Source organism: Sulfitobacter profundi, from assembly GCF_042661425.1.
In the GTDB taxonomy this organism is placed as follows: Bacteria; Pseudomonadota; Alphaproteobacteria; order Rhodobacterales; family Rhodobacteraceae; genus Sulfitobacter; species Sulfitobacter profundi.
The window spans coordinates 76,631-85,370 of the sequence record NZ_JBHSWA010000002.1 but is presented as its reverse complement, the minus strand read 5'-3'; the positions used below and the strand labels follow the sequence as shown (position 1 = coordinate 85,370).

7 protein-coding genes are annotated in these 8,740 nt (G+C 52.0%); 2 read left to right on the top strand and 5 right to left on the bottom strand.

Annotation, left to right across the window (positions count from 1 at the left end):
* Both ACFQAU_RS18240 and rfbA read left to right on the top strand, forming a co-directional pair.
* The coding region (locus tag ACFQAU_RS18240; protein WP_386284216.1) for an SDR family oxidoreductase at positions 1 to 428 on the top strand (428 nt) is incomplete at its 5' end.
* Positions 429 to 480: 52 nt separating this feature from the next.
* Positions 481 to 1,356 (top strand): glucose-1-phosphate thymidylyltransferase RfbA, encoded by an 876-nt coding sequence (gene rfbA / locus ACFQAU_RS18235; RefSeq protein WP_132446745.1) that lies wholly within the window; start codon positions 481 to 483, stop codon positions 1,354 to 1,356.
* A 124-nt stretch (positions 1,357 to 1,480) separates the two neighbouring features.
* Here rfbA and ACFQAU_RS18230 read toward each other — a convergent pair whose 3' ends face one another.
* From ACFQAU_RS18230 to ACFQAU_RS18210, 5 genes are all read right to left on the bottom strand, one after another.
* The gene (locus ACFQAU_RS18230) at positions 1,481 to 1,948 is read right to left on the bottom strand and encodes a UDP binding domain-containing protein (protein WP_386284220.1); all 468 of its coding nucleotides are present in this window, start codon (positions 1,946 to 1,948) and stop codon (positions 1,481 to 1,483) included.
* Positions 1,948 to 2,784 (bottom strand): nucleotide sugar dehydrogenase, encoded by an 837-nt coding sequence (locus tag ACFQAU_RS18225; RefSeq protein ID WP_386284140.1) that lies wholly within the window; start codon positions 2,782 to 2,784, stop codon positions 1,948 to 1,950. Before ACFQAU_RS18225 ends, ACFQAU_RS18230 begins: the two co-directional genes overlap by 1 nt.
* A 111-nt stretch (positions 2,785 to 2,895) precedes the next feature.
* Positions 2,896 to 5,970 (bottom strand): glycosyltransferase, encoded by a 3,075-nt coding sequence (locus tag ACFQAU_RS18220; RefSeq protein ID WP_386284231.1) that lies wholly within the window; start codon positions 5,968 to 5,970, stop codon positions 2,896 to 2,898.
* The gene (locus ACFQAU_RS18215) at positions 5,931 to 6,758 is read right to left on the bottom strand and encodes a hypothetical protein (RefSeq protein ID WP_386284203.1); all 828 of its coding nucleotides are present in this window, start codon (positions 6,756 to 6,758) and stop codon (positions 5,931 to 5,933) included. Before ACFQAU_RS18215 ends, ACFQAU_RS18220 begins: the two co-directional genes overlap by 40 nt.
* A 436-nt stretch (positions 6,759 to 7,194) precedes the next feature.
* A complete protein-coding gene (locus ACFQAU_RS18210) occupies positions 7,195 to 8,616 on the bottom strand; it encodes a mannose-1-phosphate guanylyltransferase/mannose-6-phosphate isomerase (protein ID WP_132446691.1) in 1,422 nt (473 codons plus the stop codon).
* Positions 8,617 to 8,740 lie beyond the last annotated feature (124 nt).

The window sequence follows — 8,740 nt, the reverse complement described above, 5'->3', positions numbered from 1 at the left end:
ACGGCAACAATTTTGTCAAAACGATGCTGCGCTTGGGTCGTGAACGGGACAGTTTGACGATTGTTGGGGATCAGATCGGTGGGCCGACAGCAGCAGGGGATATTGCAGCCGCTTGTTTGACAATTACGAACCAGCTTGGACAGCAAGCGAGCAAGGCTGGCACCTATCATTTTAGCGGTGCCCCAGCTGTCAGCTGGGCCGACTTTGCTATTGAGATTTTCAAGCAAGCTGACATAGATTGCGCGGTGACGCGAATACCTTCAAGGGACTATCCGACCCCGGCGGTTCGGCCGCTGAACTCCCAACTAGATTGTTCCACCACCACAGCGTGCTTCGGTATTGCGCGTCCTGATTGGCGTGTGGGACTGGATCGAGTGCTAAAAGACTTAGGGGGCAGCCTGACAAGTAAGCCTCACAGAGAAGACTGATACGAGGTTCAATTTGGGACCAATAAACTGTCGAGATAAGGGTATATCTACAATGAAGACACGCAAAGGTATCATTCTGGCTGGCGGCTCTGGCACCAGACTCTACCCGGTTACCTTGGGGATATCCAAGCAGATTCTGCCAATCTATGATAAGCCCATGATTTATTATCCGCTTTCCGTTCTGATGCTGGCGGGAATCCGAGAGATCGCGGTAATCACGACGCCGCAGGACCAAGAACAGTTTAAGCGTACTTTGAGCGATGGCAGCCAGTGGGGTATCAACCTGACCTACATCGAACAGCCCAGCCCTGACGGGCTCGCACAGGCCTATATTCTAGCCGAGGATTTTCTCGCTGGCGCTGCCAGCGCGATGGTGTTGGGGGACAATGTCTTTTTTGGCCATGGGCTCCCGAAGTTGTTGGAAGAGGCCAATTTTAATAGCAGTGGCGGCACTGTCTTTGGTTATCGCGTAGCGGACCCAGAGCGCTATGGTGTGGTTGACTTTGACGCTGACGGGAAAGTGCGTGGGATCACCGAAAAACCTAAGGTACCACAGTCAAACTATGCGGTGACAGGTCTCTATTTTCTTGATGGTACAGCATCTGTCCGGGCGAGAGGAGTGAGCCCTTCATCGCGAGGCGAACTGGAAATAACGTCGCTACTGGAAAGCTATCTTCACGATGGCGAGCTTAATGTGCAGCAAATGGGGCGCGGTTATGCTTGGCTCGACACCGGCACTCATGACAGCCTGTTGGATGCGGGCAACTTCGTACGCACTTTGGAAAAACGCCAAGGATTGCAAACTGGCAGTCCGGACGAGGTCGCGTATTCTCAGGGTTGGATATCCTCGGAGACTTTGCGCGAGCGTGGCATGCGGTACCATAAAAATTCATACGGGCGGCACTTGGTAGAGTTGCTAGAAGGGTAATCCTTGAGCTCCCCCTCCCCCGGCCCTGGCCACGAAATTTCGACACTGCCGATGTGGATGCCTCATCCTCATCGGCCTGCTTTGTGGTAAGCTGTCAATGGCGTAGTTACCTTTTGTCAAAGGTTTACAGCCGCAGGTCTGACAGCTCCTTGGGGAAGGCTGCTTTTAAATCAAAAAGAAGACCGCCTTGTTTCAACAGTGCACGTAGAGGTTCGCTCCCTGCCGAGATAGTATTGCTATGTGGGACTGCGAGGATCAACGCATCATAGGTCCCTTTAGGAGCTTGGATCAGTCGGATGCCATACTCATGATCAACTTCATCTGGATCGGCCCAAGAATCTGAAATATCAACTTCCATCCCCCATTCTTGAAGCGCTGTCGCAAGCTCAAATACCTTGGTGTTGCGGATATCAGGACAATTTTCTTTGAACGTCACTCCTTGGATTAGAACGCGGGCATTAAGAATCTGATGACCCGCTTTTGTCATGGCGCGCACGAGACGGTTTGCGCTTTCTCGTGCCATGCCATTGTTGATTTCACGGCCAATGCGGATGAGGTCGGGGATGTGCCCCGCCGCCGTCGCACGGTGCATCAAATAATAAGGATCGACCCCAATACAGTGCCCCCCACCAAGCCGGGTGTATAGCGTACGAAGTTCCACTTCGTCGCGGCGGCATCAAGCACCTCATTGGTGTCGAGGCCTAATCGCGAAAAGATAATTGATAATTCATTGATCAAGGCGATATTCAAATCTCGTTGGGTATTTTCAATTATCTTGGCCGCCTCCGCGACTTTGATTGAAGAGGCACAATAGGTCCCAGCGGAAATAATGCGCTTATAGAGGTCATCGACAAATCGGGCGGCTTGAGGAGTGGATCCAGAGGTGACCTTAAGGATCATAGGCAATGGTCTAGACTTGTCTCCAGGGTTAATCCGCTCGGGACTATAGCCCGCATAGAAGTCTCGGTTAAGCGTCAGACCAGATAGTTTTTCAAGGACGGGGATACAATCTTCTTCGGTGGCGCCCGGGTAGACAGTCGATTCATAGATCACCACATCGCCTCGCTTAAGCACGTGGCCGATAGTTTCTGATACCTTGAGGAGAGGCAGCAGATCGGGCTGATGATTAATATCAATTGGTGTCGGAACAGCGACAATATAAACGTTACAATCTGAAATATCGTCGAGCCGAGCGCTAAAGTGTAGACCCTTTGCCGCAGCCAGTTCCTCAGAAGTCACCTCTCTAGTGAGATCTACGTTCTTTGAAAGCATCGCAACGCGCTCTTCGTGCACGTCGAAACCAATGGTGGGAAAGACCTTGGAAAATTCTAAAGCGAGTGGAAGTCCAACATATCCTAGTCCCAGCACGGCTATTTTCACAGCATCTGGATCCGGTAGGCTCTCTGTGTTGGCGGATAAATTAGTCATCGTGTTTTCCTGTTTGTACGAACTTGGGAATTCGGCTGAAGCTGCAGATTTACAGGTCTCGCTGTGGCCATACTATTATTTCCATTGGTCTTGAGTTTGCGTCCGCTACCTTCATTTTAGGTTCAAGAGTTCTACTACGCATCGATCGAAAGCCCCTAGAGAAGGCTCAAGTTCTCGATGCGCGTGGATCCAGCTCTGCAATGCGCGACCCTCCGCGTGGCAGTTGCCAATTTTTGCGATCCGATCTTCGAGCGCAGCTTGCCAAGCAGAGGGGGTGTTTTTCACGAGATACACGCCCTCGACGGAGGCAAAACTAGAAAACACCTGTGTATCCGAGGCAAGCACTGGAAGGCCTAACGCTCCCTGCTCTAAGATTTTTAGATCTGATTTCTGGTTGTTAAACGGTGAATCCATCAAGGGCGCGATAGCGAAATCGAGGTCGGACCTCTGCTCGGCGAGGAAGTGAATAAATTCGGGATAATTGCGCGCAGAGTCGGGCGGGTCGGTCCGCTCGACCCATTCTGGTAACGGCAATTCACACACACCTATTAAGCGCAACCGGAACTCTGGCGTACGCATCGCAACTCCTTCCACCGCCGATAGTATCATCTTTAGATCTTCGGCATGAGTAAAGGAGCCCATGTAGAGCGCCCGTATCATCCCATCTGAGCGGCGAGTGCTAATTGGCAGTGACCAGATCGCCCGGGAGAGTAGGTTTGGTGCAACCTCTACTCGATCGTGAATCCGCCGCACCCTCCCAGCTAAGGATTCGGTTGAAGTGATTAGCCCTGCAGCCTGTTTGGCGAAACGCTCCAATCCTTGTGCTGCAGCCGCGTAACGTCCTTTTGGATCCTTGTCTGTCGGGACGTCAAACAGATCGTCATCAAGTTCAACTACATAGGGAACACCTGTTTTTTTAAAAGTCTCTAAGAATTCTTCTATCCAATGATTGGGGATAGCATTTCGTTGAATAATGACGCCATCTACTCGACCTGCATGCAGTGCTGCCATCAAGTTATCGGGCCGCATTCGTATATATACGACGTCACGGTCGAGCTCATTACGAGTGCGTTCCCACACCCGAATATGTGAGGAAGCATTTCCTCGGGTAAAATTTACGTTTGATTGCGGAACCACCACTGCGATCTTGGGTCGCGGTGTGGAGGCTTCGGCCACCACCCGGTCGATGCGTAGTTTCCCCGCCCTGTGGGTGGTAGCGACGCGGTAAACATCAAGATATTGGGCAGCCATCCAATTGGTGGTAAGACCTTTGCCTGGGCCGTTGCGCCAGCGAATGGCCGAATCCACCTTGGTCCGAAGTTCTTCCGGCCGGGCACCAATTTCGATTAGGGATGTGCGTAAGGTAGGGATATCTGTATGATCGATTACCCAACCTGCGCCGGATTCGCGCACGCGCCCTCCAACAGTGGGGAAATCAAATACCGCGACTGGCAGTCCCGCCATCCACATTTCGGTGAGTGTATGACAGAAAGTTTCTTCGCAGATTGTAAATACTGCGCCAAAATGCGGGCGGATCTCCTGCACTTTGCTGAGGAAGCTATCGCGTGTGTAAGGATCGTGAAGCACAATGCCGGGCTGTTCCACCGCCTTAGTCATTCTGCCTAACACGTGAAACTCGATTCGCTCTCCTTGATCAAGTCTGGCAATTTCTTTAATAATATCGCTACCCTTATTAAATCCAATATTTCCGGGTACGAGGATACGGATTGGAGCATTAGTAGCTTGTGGCTCGGCGGCAACATTGCCAATAAAAGGAAAATTTCGGCCATGCGGGATCACGAAGAACCTATCTCGCGGTAGCAAGGGCAAGTGGGTCAGTATTCGATCCCGCACCGCCTTTGACGTGGTAACAAAAGCGTCGCAGGCTTCAAGCGCTTCGGCAAAACGAGTTCGCCAAACTCCGATCCAATCAAAGTCAACTTTTGGCATCATTTTGGCTGGCCAAAGTACTTGATCGCAGCTTCCGCCTACCTGCGTACAGGCCCCGCCACAGAAGACACCTTCTTTTACTAGATTGACCGAAGGACATAGCGTGTAGAAATCGTGAAATGAGAAAACTGAAGGAATTCCTAGCTTTCTGACGATGTGTGGTAGGTTAAGGCTGTGCCATAGTAAATGCCGTATATGCACAAGCTCGATATCATAGTGTAACAGCCAAGCCTCGACGATCTCGTCGTATTCTTGCGAGATATGAGTCAGGGGTGTTAATGGCCGATTGAGCTGCTGTATTACTACACTTTCTAATTCTCCGTCGGCCATGTGGCTAAGTTCGAGTACGTCGCCGCTGCAGCGCAATGCCCAGCAATCGTAATCTTGAGCAAGAGCCCCCATCAAATCTTTGTTGGTCTGCGGCGTGCCACCAGACTGGGTCGAAAACACAAAAAGTGCGCGAGGCTTCACTGATTCTGCACGAGTACAGTCTTTTAGCGCCTGACGAGCTTGCATGCGGCTGAATCTGATTGCTTCGTCTTCGTGAAAAGCTCGTGTGGCAAGCTTATATTCAGGGTAGCGACCGGCTAACACTTCAGCCCCCTGCCTAGCGTTTGCGTCTTTGGTTTCGCCAAAGCTCTTGGAGCGATCGTGAAAGACATAGGTTCTGTCGTCGATGAGATTCTTCCATCCGGCCCGCAGGGCCCGCATGCAAAAATCGTTTTCTTCCCCATAGCCGCGTGGAAAGGCTTCGGCGTCAAGACCGCCGAACTTGTTGAGAGCGGCGCGCCGGATCAACATGCAAAATCCATTGCCCGTAGGCACTTCTGGGTAGCGTCCCACTTGGCGACGACGAAAAGCACGTGCATAAACTTCTTCAGAGATGCTGGGCGGCAAATCGTTCTCGTTGCCAATATCAGGCGCGGAAAAAGCTCCCGCCCTGTCTGACATAGCAGTGACCGTGGCCACATTCGGCGTCGAGCGCGCCGCTGCTAACATTGAGGGGAGCCAATTCGATGTGACACGCGCATCACTGTTGAGCATAATGATGTCATTATCCCCTGATAGCTCAAAACCCCTGTTTATGGTTCGAGTGAAACCTAGGTTCTCAAGATTGCGCTCAATCCGAAACTGCGGATCGTCGCACACGGTTTCTAAGAATTGCTCAATGCGCGGATCAGGAGATGCGTCGTCGATCAGCAGAATCGGTGTCTCCCGCGGGGTATAGCGGCGCAGTCGTTCGATGCATATTTTGAGGTCTTCAAAGGCATTGTAGATTGGTACGATAACAGTGGTAGTGGACAGTTGTGTATCGCAATACTGCAGCACGGCACGGGGGCGCACGCCTGCTTGACCTCGACCTCTATAGAACAAGCGGTCCCATGCGAAGGTCTAAGTGAGACTTCGTGCACGCCGGGACCCAGCCACTCTAAAGGCAACTTAGTCTGGATCCCGCCTAATCCCCCAGACACGTTTTTACGCCGCAGATCTCCACGCGATCTGTCGTTATATACTTTTTTGTAGAACTCCCCGTTGATCAGCAAATCTATTTCGAAGACCATCGTCTTATCATTGGTGTCGACGGCCCAAGCGAACATCTCATAATCCTCCGACACGTAGTCGATACGAACCTTTTGGTATGTTTGAGGCTCAGGGAGAATTGCATTTTCTAATTTCGGCGGCGCCGTCCAGGTTCCCTCAAGAATACGATTTCCTGTAATAGCGTCTACTACCTCTACTACGATGGTCTCAACGTCCATACATAAGTCAGATGGAATACGCAGGTCGAAGCCAAACCGGCCGTCTCCGATGCCAGCATCTAGGAGATCTTTGCGGAATATGTCGGCAACGATTCTGCGCCCAAGCCTTGTGCCGTTGACGCTGACATTGAGAATCTGAGGCTCGGCACGATCGCGAGGCGCCACCCAGCCGACCACACGGTTCGCATTGATCAGATCGATATGGCCTTCCTGCATAGCACCTTCTTCCCGAAATCCAGCGCGCGATCTAAGTTTAAGTTTCATAAGAAGGGGACCTTTGCCTTGCGTAAATTGTGCCGAAGGAAACGAACGCGCCTTCGCCATACGGCGGGTTTCAGCCTGAAACTATTCCGGGCTATTTATTCTGAGTGGTGCCGGCATTGCTTTACCCTTGTGTAGAGACTTGCCTGGAGATTTTTTCCGGAGAGACACTGCTACGGTGTGCAGCACTTTTGAGCCTTCAATCTAGGTTGCCTCTTATACACGTTAAGGGCTGGCAACAATGCCTTAGCGTGGTATATTAGATGAACTTGTTTTCCGTGATCAGTCGCACACCGCTCCTTAATGGTGATCTGTGCTGCCCCTTTCGACAAGCGCCCAATGTTCCGATCTATAATGATAACTTTACAGGCTCAGCGCCGCAATGGTGTTGAGTGTCGCCGAGAACTGACCCTAGCAAGATTCAACCACAATATGTGGGTTATTCTCGCGCATAAACATCTTCATATCGGATAATATCATCTTCGCCCAAATAGCTGCCAGTCTGAACTTCAATTAATACCATAGGGACCTTGCCCGGATTTTCCATCCGGTGCGTTGCCCCTAGCGGGATGTAGAGGGACTCATTTTCTGAGATCAGCCGTATATTCTCGTTAACGGTAACTCGCGCGGTCCCCTCGACCACAATCCAATGCTCAGACCTATGATGATGACTTTGTAGACTCAGCGCCGCCCCGGGATTAACCACGATCCGCTTGACTTGGAACCGCCCGCCGGTCACCAAGCTTTCATACCAGCCCCAGGGCCGGTAGTCGCGGGGTAACTGTACTGCTTGGCTGACCTTACGCTTCTTCAACGCAGCCACGGCTTCCTTTACCTGCTGCGCCTGGGATTTATGCACCACCAGGACCGCATCGTTCATTGCCACAGCAATGATATCGTTCAGACCAATGCCCACCAATTCCAGCCCCTCACTTTCCGACCGCAGCAGAGTGTCACTGCAGTCAATTGCCGTGGCCCGTGGGGTACAGACATTGCCTTGCGCATCAGGACCACTTTGAAGCCAGACCGCATCCCAGCTCCCGAGATCAGACCACCCCTCAGCAAAGGGCATGACAGCCAGATTGTCTGCCTTTTCCATGATGGCATAATCGATCGAGATATTTTCAACCTGAGCCCAGGCGTCTGGAGCCAGTCGAGTGAACCCCAGATCATGGCTGGCAGCGTCGACTGCGAGCGTAACGGCCTTAACCAGTTCCGGGGCATGGCGATGGTAGGCCTTCAAAATAGCTTCCGCTGTGAAGAGGAAAACACCCGCGTTCCACAAGAATGTTCCCGCCGCCAGCATCTTTTTGGCCTTTGCTTCATCGGGCTTTTCAACAAAACGGGCTAAGGTTTGCGGTTCTACAGCCGTTGGGTGCCCTCCAGGCGCCAGCTCTAAATACCCATAGCCAATCTCCGCGCGGTCGGGAGTGATACCAAAGGTTACCAGATCTCCTGCTTGGGCGCGTGGCATCGCCGCCTGAACTGTGGCTCGAAAAGCTTCCGGATTGTTAATCACGTGGTCCGAAGGAGCTACCAACATCAGCGCATTTGGATTGCGTTCAGCCACCCATAGCGCGGCTGCCAGCACTGCAGGCGCGGTATTGCGTCCCTCAGGTTCGATCAAAATGCCTTGGGGCGACTGCTCGATCTGTGCAAGTTGCTCGGACACGATAAAACGAAACGGCTCTCCCGTCAGGATCACCGGGGCGGCAAAGCCCTCACCCGACAGTCGTCTCGCGGAGGTCTGAAACAGACTCTCTTCTCCCATCAATGCTGCAAATTGTTTGGGATAGGATTTACGGGATAACGGCCAGAGCCGTGTGCCCGATCCGCCGCTAAGAATGATGGGATGAATCATTGTGGATGCTTACCTTTACTATCGCGCAGCTTGTGCGAAACTTATAGGGGTTATTGGTGCTGCCCCGTATAGCAAACCTTGAAAAGATCAGCCTCGCGTTTGAGGGGGGAGAAAGAATTTCATC